The sequence below is a fragment of the Streptococcus sp. 29887 genome (assembly GCF_032595075.1).
GTDB classification, from domain to species: Bacteria; Bacillota; Bacilli; order Lactobacillales; family Streptococcaceae; genus Streptococcus; species Streptococcus iners.
The window spans coordinates 894902-912602 of the sequence record NZ_CP118735.1 but is presented as its reverse complement, the minus strand read 5'-3'; the positions used below and the strand labels follow the sequence as shown (position 1 = coordinate 912602).

Below are 17701 nucleotides of genomic sequence, written 5' to 3'. Positions count from 1 at the left end.
TTTTTTTTTTGAAAATGGTATAATGAAAGCGTTTAAAAGAAAAAATTTTAAGGAGATATGCGATGACTTATCAAGAAACCTATCAAACATGGCTCGACTTTGCGGACCTTCCAGATTACTTGCGTGAAGAATTAGTCTCAATGGATGAAAAAACAAAAGAAGATGCCTTCTATACAAACCTTGAATTTGGTACAGCGGGTATGCGTGGTTATATTGGTGCTGGTACCAACCGTATCAACGTTTTCGTTGTCCGTCAAGCTACCGAAGGTTTGGCAAAATTGGTAGAATCTAAAGGTGAAGAAGCTAAAAAACGTGGTGTTGCCATCGCTTACGACTCACGTCACTTCTCTCCAGAATTTGCCTTTGAATCTGCTCAAGTTTTGGCAGCACATGGTATCAAATCCTATGTATTTGAAAGCCTTCGTCCAACTCCTGAGTTGTCATTTGCAGTTCGTCATTACAATGCTATCGCAGGTATCATGGTGACTGCCAGCCACAACCCGAAAGAATTCAACGGTTATAAAGTTTACGGTGAAGACGGCGGACAAATGCCACCTGCTGATGCAGATGCTCTTACCAACTTCATCCGTGCCATTGACAATCCATTTGCAGTTGAATTGGCTGACCTTGAAGCCAGCAAGGAAAACGGCTTGATTACGGTTCTTGGCGAAGAAACTGACCTTAAATATCTTGAAGAACTCAAAGACCTCAATATCAATCCTGAATTGATTGCTGAATACGGTAAAGACATGAAGATTGTTTACACACCACTTCATGGTACAGGGGAAATGTTGGCTCGTCGTGCTCTTGCACAGGCTGGTTTTGAGTCTGTTCAAGTTGTGGAAGCTCAAGCAACTGCTGACCCTGACTTCTCAACTGTCGCTTCACCAAACCCAGAAAGCCAAGCTGCATTTGCCCTTGCGGAAGAATTGGGCCGTGAAGTCGGGGCGGACGTCCTTCTCGCCACTGACCCTGACGCAGACCGTGTGGGTGTTGAAGTTCGTCAAGCTGACGGTTCGTACTGGAACCTCTCTGGTAACCAAATTGGCGCTATCATTGCTAAATATATCCTTGAAGCTCACAAGCAAGCTGGAACTCTTCCAGCAAACGCTGCCCTAGCTAAGTCAATCGTATCTACTGAGTTGGTAACTAAGATTGCTGAAAGCTACGGTGCTACCATGTTCAATGTCTTGACTGGTTTCAAATTCATCGCTGAGAAAATCCAAGAGTTTGAAGAAAAGCATAACCATACTTACATGTTTGGTTTCGAAGAAAGCTTTGGTTATCTCATCAAGCCATTCGTGCGCGACAAGGATGCTATCCAGGCTGTGCTTATGGTTGCTGAAATTGCTGCCTACTACCGTTCACGTGGCATGACCTTGGCTGACGGTATCGATGAAATCTTCAAAGAATACGGCTACTTTGCTGAGAAAACAATTTCAGTTACTCTTTCTGGTAAAGACGGTGCAGAGCAAATCAAGGCAATCATGGCTAAATTCCGCGATAATTCACCAGCCCAATTCAATGCAACAGACATCGCAGTATTCGAAGACTTTGCCCTTCAAACCAAAACAGATAAAGATGGAAATGTTGAAAAACTCACTACTCCTCCATCAGATGTCTTGAAATACACCTTGGCAGATGATTCTTGGTTCGCTGTTCGTCCTTCAGGAACAGAACCAAAAATCAAATTCTACATCGCAACAGTCGGTGAAACACTTGCTGAAGCAGAAGAAAAAATCGCCAACATCGAAAAAGAAATCAACGAATTTGTTGGGTAAAATTATGGCTCTATAATATCTGTAGTGGGTAAATCCTCTATGGATATTATGGAGTCTTTTTGATTGTAGAAAAAAAGTCCCATATGGCCTATAATGAAAAGCAACCAAACTCACATTAGAAAGACTCATATGGAACAACTAAATCTTATCACAAATCTTCTCAGAATTAAAGACAAAAATATCACTATCTCTAATGAATATGATATGGGAACTCACTTAGAACTTCATGGTCATTTGGATTATACAGCCCCTAAATGTCCCTCCTGCAAGGGACAAATGGCAAAATACGACTTCCAAAAACCCTCCAAAATTCCCTACCTAGAAACTGCTGGTTATCCCTTGCTTATCCGACTTAGAAAGCGTCGCTTCAAGTGTAAAGATTGCAGAAAAATAGCGGTCGCTGAAACTCCTCTTGTCAAGAAGAACCACCAAATCTCCGTCGCTGTTAACCAGAAGATTGCTCAATTACTCATCGAAAATCAAGCAATGACACATATTGCACACAGGCTATCTATCTCAACCTCATCAGTTATGAGAAAGCTTAATGAGTTCAAGTTTGAAACAGATTGGAATACCTTACCTGAGGTGATGAGCTGGGATGAGTATGCCTTCAAAAAGGGGAAAATGAGCTTTATCGCTCAAGATTTCAACTCCCTAAATGTCATAACTATTCTAGACGGAAGAACACAAGCAACCATCCGAAACCACTTTCTACGCTATCCTAGAAAGGTTAGAAATCAAGTCAAAGTCATTACCATGGATATGTTTAGTCCTTACTACAAATTGGCTAGACAGCTATTTCCAAACACCAAGATTGTTCTGGACCGCTTTCACATTGTGCAGCACCTTAGCCGTGCTATGAACCGCGTTCGTATTCTAATTATGAATCAATTCGACAGAAAATCGCAGGAATACCGGTCCTTGAAACGCTACTGGAAATTGATACAACAAGATAGCCGTAAACTCAGCGATAAACGATTTTATCGCCCTATGTTTCGCATGCACTTGACTAACAAGGAAATCCTAGAAAAACTACTGTCTTTTTCAGAGGAACTACGACAGCACTATGAACTCTATCAGCTTCTCTTGTTCCATTTCCAAGAGAAAAACTCAGATCATTTCTTTGACCTTATCGAACAGGAAATAGCCAATGTTAATCCTATTTTCCAGACGGTATTTAAGACATTTCTAAAGGATAAAGAAAAGGTTTTAAACGCCATGGAATTGCCTTATTCGAACGCCAAACTGGAAGCTACCAACAATCTCATCAAAGTCATTAAAAGAAATGCCTTTGGTTTCAGGAACTTTGAAAATTTTAAAAAACGTATTTTGATTGCTTTGAACATAAAGAAAGAGAGAACGAACTTCGTCCTCTCTAGGTGTTAGCTTTTCATCTACCCACTACAGTTGACAAAGAGCCAAAATTATAAGCAAAAAGAGTCGCAGACGCGACTCTTTTTTTTATGAATAATGAGAGAGCAAAGTATTCGCTCTCTCTAACTCTAGCTTTCAACAATCCACTCGGTTGACAATGGGCAACTTTAATACAAGTAGTTTCAATGCACTAGTTATTTCTTCTTATTAAAGTTCCAGCCAAAGATAAGCTAGCAACAATAGCACCTCCACTCATAATCAATATGAATGTTGAGTCTGTTTCACCTGTATTTGGCAATACCGCTACTTGTGTCCCTGGAGTTACCACAACTTTAAGTGGTTCTGATTGAACTGGAACACTTGGAGTAACCAGTGGGGTAGGTGGAGTCAAAGCAACTGGAGGAATTGGAACTACTGGTGGGGTTGGAGCTGCCGGTTGAGCTGGAACTACTGGCGCAGTTGGAACTGCCGGTTGAGCTGGAACTACTGGCGCAGTTGGAACTGCCGGTTGAGCTGGAACTACTGGCGCAGTTGGAACTACCGGTGGAGTTGGGACTACTGGTGGAGTTGGAACTGCTGGCACAGTTGGAACTACCGGTGGAGTTGGGACTACCGGTGGAGTTGGGACTACCGGTGGAGTTGGAACTGCTGGCACAGTTGGAACTACCGGTGGAGTTGGGACTACTGGTGGGGTTGGAACTACCGGTGGAGTTGGAACTGCTGGCACAGTTGGAACTACCGGTGGAGTTGGGACTACCGGTGGAGTTGGAACTGCTGGTGGAGTTGGAACTGCTGGCACAGTTGGAACTACCGGTGGAGTTGGGACTACTGGTGGGGTTGGGAGATTTGGATCACAACCACAATCTTGACCATCTACACCGTCTCTACCGTCTTTACCGTCTCTACCATCTCTACCGTCTCTACCGTCTTTACCATCACGGATAAAGGTGGTTTCTCGTGTGCCGTCTGGTTTGACAATAGTAATCGTTTGACCTGGGTTACCATTTTGGTCTGTGCCTGGGGTTACTGTGACTTCTGAATTCTTACCGTCGCGGCCGTTGAGAATGGTTTGACGGCTGATTTCCTGACCATCACCATCTTTGATGATAATGGTAGTACCGATAACCTTGTCTCCCTCACGAACTTCGATTTGTTCTACAAGTGGAGACTTGCCATCCTTACCGTCAACACCGTCTCTACCATCTTTACCATCACGGATAAAGGTGGTTTCTTGAGTGCCGTCTGGTTTGACAATAGTAATCGTTTGACCTGGGTTACCATTTTGGTCTGTGCCTGGGGTTACTGTGACTTCAGCACTCTTACCATCGGCACCATTCTTACCGTCTACACCGTTGAGGATAGTTTGACGGCTGACTTCGTTACCATCGCCATCTTTGATGATAATGGTTGTACCGATAACCTTGTCACCCTCACGAACTTCGACTTGTTCTACTAGTGGGGACTTGCCATCGCGACCGTCTTTACCATCTACACCATTCTTACCATCTTGACCTTTGGCTCCATCTTTACCGTCGCGGATGAAGGTAGCTTCTCGTGTGCCATCTGGTTTGACGATAGTAATCGTTTGACCTGGGTTACCATTTTGGTCTGTGCCTGGGGTTACTGTGACTTCAGCACTCTTACCATCGGCACCATTCTTACCATCTTGACCATTGAGGATGGTTTGACGACTGATTTCATTACCATCGCCATCTTTGATGATAATAGTAGTGCCGATAACCTTGTCACCTTCGCGAACTTCGACTTGTTCTACTAGTGGAGACTTGCCATCCTTACCGTCAACACCGTCTCTACCATCTTTACCATCACGGATAAAGGTGGTTTCGCGACTACCGTCTGGTTTGACGATAGTAATCGTTTGACCTGGGTTACCGTTTTGGTCTGTGCCTGGGGTTACTGTGACTTCTGAATTCTTACCATCGCGACCGTTGAGAATGGTTTGACGGCTGATTTCCTGACCATCACCATCTTTGATGATAATGGTAGTACCGATAACTTTGTCGCCTTCACGAACTTCGATTTGCTCTACTAGTGGAGACTTGCCATCCTTACCGTCAACACCGTCTCTACCGTCTTTACCATCACGGATAAAGGTAGTTTCATGACTGCCATCTGGCTTAACGATAGTAATCGTTTGACCGGTATTACCATCTTGGTCAGTGCCTGGGGTCACTGTGACTTCTGAATTCTTACCATCGCGGCCGTTGAGAATGGTTTGACGGCTGATTTCCTGACCATCACCATCTTTGATGATAATGGTAGTACCGATAACTTTGTCGCCTTCACGAACTTCGATTTGTTCTACAAGTGGTGACTTGCCATCTTTTCCGTCGCGACCATCTGCACCGTTCTTACCGTCTTGACCTTTAGCGCCATCTTTTCCGTCGCGGATGAAGGTAGTTTCTCGTGTGCCATCTGGTTTGACAATAGTAATCGTTTGACCTGGGTTACCGTTTTGGTCTGTGCCTGGGGTTACTGTGACTTCAGCACTCTTACCATCGGCACCATTCTTACCGTCTACACCGTTGAGGATAGTTTGACGGCTGACTTCGTTACCATCGCCATCTTTGATGATAATGGTTGTACCGATAACCTTGTCACCTTCGCGAACTTCGACTTGTTCTACTAGTGGTGACTTGCCGTCTTGACCTTTGGCACCATCTTTACCATCACGGATAAAGGTGGTTTCTTGAGTGCCATCTGGTTTGACAATAGTAATCGTTTGACCTGGGTTACCATTTTGGTCTGTGCCTGGGGTTACTGTGACTTCAGCACTCTTACCATCGGCACCATTCTTACCGTCTACACCGTTGAGGATAGTTTGACGGCTGACTTCGTTACCATCGCCATCTTTGATGATAATAGTAGTGCCGATAACCTTGTCACCTTCGCGAACTTCGACTTGTTCTACTAGTGGTGACTTGCCATCTTTTCCGTCGCGACCATCTACACCGTTCTTACCATCACGGACAAAGGTAGTTTCACGACTGCCATCTGGTTTGACAATAGTAATCGTTTGACCTGGGTTACCGTTTTGGTCTGTGCCTGGAGTAACAGTGACTTCGGCACTCTTACCATCAGCACCATTCTTACCATCTTGACCATTGAGGATGGTTTGACGACTGATTTCATTACCATCGCCATCTTTGATGATAATAGTAGTGCCGATAACCTTGTCACCTTCGCGAACTTCGACTTGTTCTACTAGTGGTGACTTGCCATCCTTACCGTCAACACCGTCTCTACCATCTTTACCATCACGGATAAAGGTGGTTTCGCGACTACCGTCTGGTTTGACAATAGTAATCGTTTGACCGGTATTACCATCTTGGTCTGTGCCTGGGGTCACTGTGACTTCTGAGTTCTTACCATCGCGGCCGTTGAGAATGGTTTGACGGCTGATTTCCTGACCATCACCATCTTTGATGATAATGGTAGTACCGATAACCTTGTCTCCCTCACGAACTTCGATTTGTTCTACAAGTGGAGACTTGCCATCCTTACCGTCAACACCGTCTCTACCATCTTTACCATCACGGATAAAGGTGGTTTCGCGACTACCGTCTGGTTTGACAATAGTAATCGTTTGACCGGTATTACCATTTTGGTCTGTGCCTGGGGTCACTATGACTTCTGAATTCTTACCATCGCGACCATCTACACCATTATGAATGGTGGCGATTTCTGTACGCTGACCTGTAGAAGACACATTGTAAACTTTTACACTGCCATCTGGTTGAAGCTCTGAAACGACGGAGCTACCATTGGCACCATCACGACCGTTGGTACCGTCGACACCGTTGCGAATGGTGGCGATTTCTGTACGCTGACCTGTAGAAGACACATTGTAGACTTTTACACTGCCATCTGGTTGAAGCTCTGAAACAACTGAGCTGCCGTTGGCACCATCGACACCGTTGCGGATGCTGGCGATTTCAGTGCGCTGACCTGTAGAGGACACATTGTAAACTTTTACACTACCGTCTGGTTGAAGTTCTGAAACAACTGAGCTACCATTGGTACCATCTTGACCTTTGGCACCATCGACACCGTTGCGGATGCTGGCGATTTCAGTACGGTCGCCTGTAGAAGACACATTGTAGACTTTTACACTACCATCTTTTTGAGGTTCTGAAACAACTGAGCTACCATTGGTACCGTCGACACCGTTGCGGATGCTGGCGATTTCAGTGCGCTGACCTGTGGATGAAACATTGTAGACTTTTACACTACCGTCTGGTTGAAGTTCTGAAACAACTGAACTTCCATTGGCACCATCACGACCGTTGGTACCGTCAACACCGTTGCGAATGCTGGCGATTTCAGTGCGGTCACCTGTAGATGAGACATTGTAAACTTTTACACTACCGTCTGGTTGAAGTTGTGAAACAACTGAGCTACCATTGGTACCATCTTGACCTTTGACACCGTCACGACCATCGACACCGTTGCGGATGGTGGCAATTTCAGTACGGTCGCCTGTAGAAGACACATTGTAGACTTTTACACTACCGTCTGGTTGAAGTTCTGAAACAACTGAACTTCCATTGGTACCATCTTGACCTTTAGCACCATCACGACCGTTTGTTCCATCTACACCATTGCGGATGGTGGCGATTTCGGTGCGTTGACCTGTAGAAGACACATTGTAAACTTTTACACTACCGTCTGGTTGAAGTTCTGAAACAACTGAACTTCCATTGGCACCATCACGACCGTTGGTACCATCGATACCGCTGCGAATTGTAGCGATTTCTGTACGCTGACCTGTAGAAGACACATTATAAACTTTTACACTACCGTCTGGTTGAAGTTCTGAAATAACGGAGCTACCATTGGTACCATCACGACCGTTGGTACCATCCTGACCTTTGGCACCGTCACGACCATCGACACCGTTGCGGATGGTGGCGATTTCGGTGCGTTGACCTGTGGATGAAACATTATAAACTTTTACACTACCGTCTGGTTGAAGTTCTGAAACAACGGAGCTACCATTGGTACCATCTTGACCTTTGGCACCGTCACGACCATCGACACCGTTTCGAATGGTGGCAATTTCAGTACGGTCGCCTGTAGAAGACACATTGTAAACTTTTACACTGCCATCTGGTTGAAGCTCAGAAACGACGGAGCTACCATTGGCACCATCACGACCGTTGGTACCATCTTGACCGTTGGTACCATCTTGACCTTTGGCACCGTCACGACCATCGACACCGTTGCGGATGGTGGCGATTTCAGTGCGCTGACCTGTAGAAGACACATTGTAAACTTTTACACTACCGTCTGGTTGAAGTTCTGAAACAACTGAGCTACCATTGGTACCATCACGACCGTTGGTACCGTCGACACCGTTGCGGATGGTGGCAATTTCAGTACGGTCGCCTGTAGAAGACACATTGTAGACTTTTACACTACCGTCTGGTTGAAGTTCTGAAACAACTGAACTTCCGTTGGTACCATCTTGACCTTTAGCACCATCACGACCGTTTGTTCCATCTACACCATTGCGGATGGTGGCGATTTCGGTGCGTTGACCTGTAGAAGACACATTGTAAACTTTTACACTACCGTCTGGTTGAAGTTCTGAAACAACTGAACTTCCATTGGCACCATCACGACCGTTGGTACCATCGATACCGCTGCGAATTGTAGCGATTTCTGTACGCTGACCTGTAGAAGACACATTATAAACTTTTACACTACCGTCTGGTTGAAGTTCTGAAATAACGGAGCTACCATTGGCACCATCACGACCGTTGGTACCATCCTGACCTTTGGCACCGTCACGACCATCGACACCGTTGCGGATGGTGGCGATTTCGGTGCGTTGACCTGTGGATGAAACATTATAAACTTTTACACTACCGTCTGGTTGAAGTTCTGAAACAACGGAGCTACCATTGGTACCATCTTGACCTTTGGCACCGTCACGACCATCGACACCGTTTCGAATGGTGGCAATTTCAGTACGGTCGCCTGTAGAAGACACATTGTAAACTTTTACACTACCGTCATTTTGACGTTCTGAAACAACGGAGCTACCATTGGCACCATCACGACCGTTGGTACCGTCAACACCGTTGCGAATGCTGGCGATTTCAGTGCGGTCACCTGTAGATGAGACATTGTAAACTTTTACACTACCGTCTGGTTGAAGTTGTGAAACAACTGAGCTACCATTGGTACCATCTTGACCTTTGACACCGTCACGACCATCGACACCGTTGCGGATGGTGGCAATTTCAGTACGGTCGCCTGTAGAAGACACATTGTAGACTTTTACACTACCGTCTGGTTGAAGTTCTGAAACAACTGAACTTCCATTGGTACCATCTTGACCTTTAGCACCATCACGACCGTTTGTTCCATCTACACCATTGCGGATGGTGGCGATTTCGGTGCGTTGACCTGTAGAAGACACATTGTAAACTTTTACACTACCGTCTGGTTGAAGTTCTGAAACAACTGAACTTCCATTGGCACCATCACGACCGTTGGTACCATCGATACCGCTGCGAATTGTAGCGATTTCTGTACGCTGACCTGTAGAAGACACATTATAAACTTTTACACTACCGTCTGGTTGAAGTTCTGAAATAACGGAGCTACCATTGGTACCATCACGACCGTTGGTACCATCCTGACCTTTGGCACCGTCACGACCATCGACACCGTTGCGGATGGTGGCGATTTCGGTGCGTTGACCTGTGGATGAAACATTATAAACTTTTACACTACCGTCTGGTTGAAGTTCTGAAACAACGGAGCTACCATTGGTACCATCTTGACCTTTGGCACCGTCACGACCATCGACACCGTTTCGAATGGTGGCAATTTCAGTACGGTCGCCTGTAGAAGACACATTGTAAACTTTTACACTGCCATCTGGTTGAAGCTCAGAAACGACGGAGCTACCATTGGCACCATCACGACCGTTGGTACCATCTTGACCGTTGGTACCATCTTGACCTTTGGCACCGTCACGACCATCGACACCGTTGCGGATGGTGGCGATTTCAGTGCGCTGACCTGTAGAAGACACATTGTAGACTTTTACACTACCGTCTGGTTGAAGTTGTGAAACAACAGAACTTCCATTTGTGCCATCTTGACCTTTGGTACCGTCGCGACCATCTACACCATTACGGATGGTGGCGATTTCTGTACGGTCGCCTGTAGAAGACACATTGTAAACTTTTACACTACCGTCTGGTTGAAGTTCTGAAACAACAGAACTTCCATTGGCACCATCACGACCGTTGGTACCATCAACACCATTACGGATGGTGGCGATTTCTGTACGGTCGCCTGTAGATGACACATTGTAGACTTTTACACTACCGTCTGGTTGAAGTTGTGAAACAACAGAGCTACCATTGGTACCATCTTGACCTTTGGCACCGTCACGACCATCGACACCGTTGCGGATGGTGGCGATTTCTGTACGCTGACCTGTAGAAGACACATTGTAAACTTTTACACTACCGTCATTTTGACGTTCGGAAACGACGGAGCTTCCATTGGCACCATCGACACCGTTGCGAATGGTGGCGATTTCTGTACGGTCGCCTGTAGAAGACACATTGTAGACTTTTACAGTACCGTCTGGTTGAAGTTCTGAAACAACTGAGCTGCCATTGGCACCATCACGACCGTTGGTACCATCCTGACCTTTGGCACCGTCACGACCATCGACACCGTTGCGGATGGTGGCGATTTCTGTACGGTCGCCTGTAGAAGACACATTGTAGACTTTTACACTACCATCTGGTTGAAGTTCTGAAACAACTGAACTTCCATTGGCACCATCACGACCGTTGGTACCATCGATACCGTTGCGAATTGTAGCGATTTCTGTACGCTGACCTGTAGAAGACACATTATAAACTTTTACACTACCGTCTGGTTGAAGTTCTGAAACAACTGAGCTACCATTGGCACCATCGACACCGTTGCGAATGGTGGCAATTTCAGTACGGTCGCCTGTAGAAGACACATTGTAAACTTTTACACTGCCATCTGGTTGAAGCTCAGAAACGACGGAGCTACCATTGGCACCATCACGACCGTTGGTACCATCTTGACCTTTGGCACCGTCACGACCATCGACACCGTTGCGGATGGTGGCGATTTCAGTGCGCTGACCTGTAGAAGACACATTGTAAACTTTTACACTACCGTCTGGTTGAAGTTCTGAAACAACGGAGCTACCATTGGTACCATCTTGACCTTTGGCGCCGTCACGACCATCGACACCGTTTCGAATGGTGGCAATTTCAGTACGGTCGCCTGTAGAAGACACATTGTAGACTTTTACACTACCGTCTGGTTGAAGTTCTGAAACAACTGAGCTACCATTGGCACCATTCTGACCGTTGGTACCATCGACACCGTTGCGGATGGTGGCGATTTCAGTGCGGTCACCTGTAGAAGACACATTGTAGACTTTTACACTACCGTCTGGTTGAAGTTCTGAAACAACGGAGCTACCATTGGTACCATCTTGACCTTTAGCTCCATCACGACCGTTGGTACCGTCGACACCGTTGCGAATGGTGGCGATTTCAGTGCGCTGACCTGTAGAAGACACATTGTAAACTTTTACACTACCGTCTGGTTGAAGTTCTGAAACAACGGAGCTACCATTAGCACCATCACGACCGTTGGTACCGTCGACACCGTTGCGAATGGTGGCGACTTCAGTACGCTGACCTGTAGAAGACACATTGTAAACTTTAACAGTACCGTCATTTTGACGTTCGGAAATGACGGAGCTACCATTGGCACCATCTTGACCTTTGGCACCGTCGCGACCGTTGTAAATAGTCTGGCGATTGATTTCACGACCATCACCATCACGAACAATAATGAGGGTGCCGATGACTCTACCACCATCCATCACTGGTAATTGTTCAATAGATGGCGTTTTGCCGTCCTGACCATCGCTACCATTTAAGATATTTCTACGGGAAATGATTTGACCATCACCATCTTTTACAATAACCGTTGTACCAAGAATGCGGCCATCTTGACCTGTATAAGGTTGTAAATCTACACTCGGAGTTTTACCATCTATACCATCACGACCGTCACGACCATTGGTACCGTCTTTTCCATCTCGGATAAAGGTAGTAAAACTGCTACCATTCGGTCTAGTAACGGTAACATTGTGACCTTTTGTTCCATCTGTTGCAACAGCAGGAGTTACACTAATATCTGCATTTCGACCATCGCGACCGTCTTTTCCATCACGAACAAATCGAGTATATCTGCTACCATCAGCGCCAGTAACTGTGATATTGTATCCTGGTGTGCCATCCGCAGCTCGTGCAGGTTCAACAGTAATATCTGCATTTCGACCATCTTGACCTCGTTCCCCTTGTAAACCATCTGGGATAAAGACCTGTCGGATAATTCTACCGTTCGGACCATCTCTAAAGGTCAATTCCGTACCATTGACCAATGGCCCTCCATCTACAGAACCTTGTTTTCGAACTGTAGTCACATCAATATTCGGTGCTGCAACTGGTGCCTCTATGCCATCTTTGATATTAACCTCAATGATTTGATTGCGTGCCGGTGTATGTACAGTCGCTTGACCATACTCATAACGATGAGATTCCTCTGTACCATTTGCACCAATGTAAGCAATCCGTTTAACAGGAATCTGCATCACCCCATTTGCACCGGCTTCAATTTGTCTGGTGAAACCAGGAGCCTGGTCAGGCATAACAACGAAGCGGTATTCTGTTTGAAATGGAATCGGCATCGCAATAGGAGGCAAGGTCGTTGTGATTTCATTTCTACTTGGATTAGGATCAATGGTTACGACACTCTTATTCCAGAAGTAGTTGTCTGAAGAGAAGAAATCTTTCGTGTTGTTAGCCCCAGTGTCAACGGAGAACATACCAATGTGGTTATCAATACTCAAATCCCCATTCCAGTTTCTAACAGGTACTGTGAACTTCACATTGAGTGGTCCATTCATCACTTGGGCGTTTGTGTATTGGATAGGCGATGTCGGACTGTAACCAGTAATGGTATTTCGACGCCCACCATTAACGAGAGCGGTGGTCGTAGTATTGTTCCCAGCACGCACTGTTGCAACACCAGGTGTACCGTAAGCGCTTCCGAGATTGACAACAAAATCAGCCACGTGAGTACCCGAACGACCATTGATACCGTCTAATTTATAATTCAGTTCGAAATCCACGGTATTTCTGGCTCGGTTCGGCGTCACAGTCAAGGTGTAGTTTGCAGGACCATAGGCAAAGGTCTGCCCTTTTGCATTAACCACATACTTGTTCTGATTATTAGGCGTAATCAGTGTTTCTGACATAACTACCAAATTGAGTGGTTGCGGAAGGTTGGTATTGCCTAATTTATTTTGAATATAGAAATTTTTCTCAGCTTCACTGAAACCAGCTAAACTTCTTATTTCTTCCTCTGTTAGTTGAACAGAATTCGATCCTGTTTGTTGAGCAAGAATTTGATTGAACAGAGTGAGTTTCTCTTCTTCAGAAAGCCCTAAAGTTTCCAAGTCTGCAAAGCTCATATTGGCCAAATCTAACTGACTTAAATCACGAGTTGGCAAAGCTTGTCCATCTATTTGAGTTTCTGCGGCTCTTGTTGCATTCGCTACATTCTCCTTGCTAGCATCTGCTTGGACATTATTAGAAACAGGTTCAAGCTTCGTTACACTTTCTTCAGTCGCTTGCTGTGTTGCAACTCCTTGCTTCTGCTCAGGTTTTGCTTCTGTCGATGAAGTTGACAATACTGCTGGTTCAGGAGTAATCTCCTCCACAATTTCCTGGGATTTAGGCTCTGCTACTTCCTGAGCGGAACTAGGAACAGTTGCTGACTTAGTAGCAATCGTTTCCTCTGTTTCTTTAGGCTGTTCGTCTACTAGCTGAGTGGAACTTGGGGGTGTTGCAAGCACGGCAGAAGTTGGCTCTACTGTTTGTACAACCTCTCCTGCTTCTTGCTGTACCGAATGAGAAACTACTTCGTTTGCCTGAGCACTTGAATCCAGTGGTTTGTCCACCAGCTCGGTCGTCTGTGGCAACTGACCTGATTCAAGCTCTTCTGCAGCAGCTTTTAAGGCTCCACCGCTGAACATAAATAAGAAACCGATTAAAACTGAGGCTGCACCCGATTTAAACTTTTTAATGGTAAACCGTTGCTTCGAGCGCAATGCTTCGTTTTCAAGCTGTTTATTATCAAAAAACATAAGAATTCCTTTCCATATTCCAACAACTTTATAAAGAAATAGTTGCATGATTACACAATACATTATATAATGTCTATAAAATGAATGTTTCACAATAAATACATTTTTGTGCAGTGCATTTATTTTTTTATAAATTTTATTAAATAAATTTTTACGGAGTTATATATATATATATATATGGAAAAGTATTTTACAACCAGCCAAAAATTTCTGAAAGCCTTTTTCGAACTCAAAAAATCTGATGACAATAACAGTTTTACGATCAATCAAATTGCAGACCGTGCTAAACTAAGCCGTCGGGTCTTCTATCACTACTACAACTCTAAGGAAACCTTCCTAGAAGAATCCCTTGAATATATCCTGAACGAAATCAGTATTATTCTAGCAAAAGATCCCTCCCTAAATGACAATGTCGTAGGAGAAATGTTGCAGTTTCTCTATAAAAATAAGGAAATAGCCGTGGACTTTGTTCATTTTTTCCCTCATGTTTCTTTAGAAGTTACCAAGTATATTACCGAAGTTATTGAAAATTCCAGTATTCCTAATCTTCCAAAACAACTTGAACAGGCATATAAAATTCCTTACGAGTATGCCTTAACTGTTTATGTTTCAACCATCGACAGTATCATCAAGTATTGGATACAACATGGTTGTCAAGAATCACCTGAAACTATTCAGCGTTATATCTTGTCCATTGTGCGTATTTAATACCACAAGCTTTCTATTCTTTCAATCACAGGACTGGCTGGTGATTGTATAAGATATAGGAAAGGATAATTTATGTAAAAAGCTCCACTATGCTAGAGCAAAGAATGCCTCTACGTATTACAGAGCCATAAAATACAAAAAGCCTTGGTTTCAAGGCTTTTCAGTATCCCTTTCGTTCAAAGGTTTCTAGGCTTTTACGAGCAGAGCAACACACTCAGCAGTTCGCTGTTACCGCATCATATCATCACTACGTTCCTCACTCTCCGACAGCTATCGCATGGGCAAAACATCTGCTTTTACTTCGGTGATAAATCATCTCGTACAAGCAGTGATACTGCCTCCACGTGATGCGTATTTGGGAGTTCAAAGGTCCTGCGGACCTTTGAAGCAGCTTGCCAGAAAACAAGAGAGCAGGCTGGACAATCTAATTGCGTTTCTCTAACAAACTCACAACTTCAATATGTGGTGATAGGTTTTACCCATATTATGGAACGAAATGACCATGGTAAAATTTAAATTACACTATGCAACGTAATCATTACTCTCTTAAATCTATTGTTATTTAGATAAAAATATATTATAATGTTCCTGTTGAGTATCGATGTTCTCTTTATCTTATTCGAAAGGAGAATAATTCCATGAAGAATTTAAGTGACCAGGACATCCTTAATATCGTCAAGGACATACAGAATACTACTCGTAGTGTTCGCGACATCATTTATGCTGTCAAGGATATCATCCAAATGTTTAAACGATAAGGCTCAACTCTAGACAAAGTCTATACTGACTTTGTCTTTTTTTAATGAACTAGTTTTTCAATTTTCCGACAATATAGGACAATCCCACTTATTTTATTCATTAAAATCTTATGTTCGGCTTTGTAAATATCCAATAATTTCTCAACCAAATCGACTACTTGTAGTTCAGCAATATCTGCAGCACATAAATATAAAGATTGCACATTATATGAGTGACTCAATTCCAAATATTCTCCATTTAATAGTTGATATTTTTGGGAGATATATTTTTTTCTATCAAAAACTTTGAGCAAATATGCATTAAGTTGCCACTCCCCATTATGAGAACTTACCATGAACACTAGACCTGGAATTTCAATTGGTAAATCAAACTTTAAAGCTTTATTAAACCAATTTTTGAAATTTATATACACTGAGTCAATGTTAAACTTTTCTTTCACTATTACCTCTTCATCATGTATTCCCAACTCCTTCAGTTGTATATTTGAAAACTCCAACCCGCCTAATATGATAAAGTATAAAAATAGTGTTAACGATCTTATCTCATCGATTTTATTATCTTGTTTATATAGATTATGTTTATGAAAATACCCATTTCGTTGATATCTTGTCCATTGTGAAATTGCATGATTCATACAGCCTCTGACTTTTGATGATAAAGCTAATTTTGCTTCTTTCGAGGTAATGAATTCATTCAATGACCCTAACGTACTATCAATCATTTCAGCATTGTCTTTAGTATAATGAATCCTTCGGTTTCCGTTTTGTCTGTTTGTTCTGATAGAAAATCCCTTATCAATATTAAGTTGGACTATCTTATACATTAATTGTTCTATTGACTTTAGATACCCTGATATTATACCTGTTAATTCTAACTCACCCATCGAATGGCTATAAATATCAAATAACCATTCAGCACTGATGAAACTCTCTGAAAAATCATTTTTGCCAGTCATTGCGAGATACATCTTATTCTCTAAAAAATTCCCTTCAACTTTCAAAAAATCTTCATTTGTAAGGAATCCTGATTTACCATAGTCGAATATTGCTTTATAATCCATAGTTTGTAACATTTCGGACTTTTTTGTTCGAAAAGCTGATAATGTATTTTTACTTGGGATAATTACCGTTTTATAAGTTATTTCACTCATGATTCGTTCATGAAACTCTCTTGCAAAACTGATAAAAGAATTATATTCTACTTCATCAAAATACTGTAAAAAGAATGATTTTATTGGGAAGACTTTTACTAAACCATTTTGATTTAACTCACTATTCCCATTCACCAAGTTAGCTAAGTCCACAAAATGTATTGCATCACGTAAAATAAATATATGGATTTCATCAACATTAACAGCCTTAGCATGAAGAGATTTTGAAATTTTATCATAATCCGTATTGCTAGCACTTTCATATGAAATATCATAAAGAAAAAATACTTCAACTCGTATGCCATTAGGGCAAAGCAACATGGAGTATGCCTCAGTTCCATCTCCATAATAATGTTCCTCAAAGAAGATTGATTTTCGCTCTAAAATATTTTTGATGATTTTAAAGATATAAATTTCAATCCAAGAACGGTATTCTGATTCTTGAGCTTTGAACCTATTAAATTCTACATTTCCAATATCAAATAGATGCTTCGAGGGAAGAAATATTAAATCTTCCTCATCAATAGTTTCATCATAGATAGGGGATTCCCCAATCAAAGATTTTATGTGATAATATAATGCTCCAAAGTGATGCTCGTAAATATCGAAATTCAAATTATTTTCCATGTATTTCACCATCAATTATAATTTATACGGCTATTATACCACGAA

General features: G+C 43.1%; 5 protein-coding genes. 3 read left to right on the top strand and 2 right to left on the bottom strand.

The features are described from left to right. Positions 1–62 precede the first annotated feature (62 nt). Both PW252_RS04615 and PW252_RS04610 read left to right on the top strand, forming a co-directional pair. Positions 63–1781, top strand: a complete 1719-nt coding sequence (locus PW252_RS04615) for a phospho-sugar mutase (protein ID WP_248049691.1) — start codon at positions 63–65, stop codon at positions 1779–1781. 129 nt (positions 1782–1910) lie between these two features. Next, a complete protein-coding gene (locus tag PW252_RS04610; RefSeq protein ID WP_316716633.1) occupies positions 1911–3167 on the top strand; it encodes an ISL3 family transposase in 1257 nt (418 codons plus the stop codon). 178 nt (positions 3168–3345) lie between these two features. Here the strand turns inward: PW252_RS04610 and PW252_RS04605 are convergent, their stop codons facing one another. Continuing rightward, the gene (locus PW252_RS04605) at positions 3346–14412 is read right to left on the bottom strand and encodes a collagen-flanked surface repeat-containing protein (RefSeq protein ID WP_316716849.1); all 11067 of its coding nucleotides are present in this window, start codon (positions 14410–14412) and stop codon (positions 3346–3348) included. A gap of 177 nt (positions 14413–14589) precedes the next feature. On the opposite strand from PW252_RS04605, the gene PW252_RS04600 reads away from it, so the two are divergent. Further along, a complete protein-coding gene (locus PW252_RS04600) occupies positions 14590–15120 on the top strand; it encodes a TetR/AcrR family transcriptional regulator (protein ID WP_248051613.1) in 531 nt (176 codons plus the stop codon). A 799-nt stretch (positions 15121–15919) separates the two neighbouring features. Here the strand turns inward: PW252_RS04600 and PW252_RS04595 are convergent. Next, positions 15920–17656 carry a hypothetical protein gene (locus PW252_RS04595; protein ID WP_248051612.1) on the bottom strand — a complete coding sequence of 579 codons (1737 nt, stop codon included), beginning with the start codon at positions 17654–17656 and terminating at the stop codon, positions 15920–15922. Positions 17657–17701: the final 45 nt, after the last annotated feature.